Origin of the sequence: Bacillus sp. NTK071, assembly GCF_017303315.1 — a bacterium.
Lineage (GTDB): Bacteria > Bacillota > Bacilli > Bacillales > Guptibacillaceae > Guptibacillus.
In genome coordinates, this window is record NZ_JAFKOI010000053.1 from 1 (window position 1) to 402 (window position 402).

General features: G+C 42.0%; 1 protein-coding gene. It reads left to right on the forward strand.

What is annotated here, in order from left to right; translation table 11 throughout:
• Positions 1 to 402: DUF2812 domain-containing protein (locus JI666_RS21000; protein ID WP_206895021.1), on the forward strand; the 402-nt coding region annotated here is incomplete at both ends.

Consider the following 402-nt stretch of genomic DNA (forward strand, 5'->3'; position numbering starts at 1 on the left):
GCGAGCAAAGGGCATTTTCTAACTGGATTCAATCGTTGGACAAGGAAATTCCATTTTCAAATTGAGAATCCTAAAAACTGTACATATAGACTTCAATATAAAAAGGTGGACCACTTCCCACAAGCTTTAGTAGAGTCAGGATGGGAATCTATAGCGAAAGAAGGTCGTTGGAGAATCATTCGTCATGGAGGCGCTTCGAACAATGAACCCCTAAGGGATAACATAGCCTCAAGGAACAAAATACATTACTATAGTTTCATGGCGGTTTTCATTTATATGCTCATCTCTGCTGGCATGGTGGGTATGCTCACTCTCACAGTACTTTTAGGTGGTGGATCTGCGACGTTCGTTCCCAGCCCATATTGGTCAATAACCATTACTGTAGGATTGACGCTTTGGACT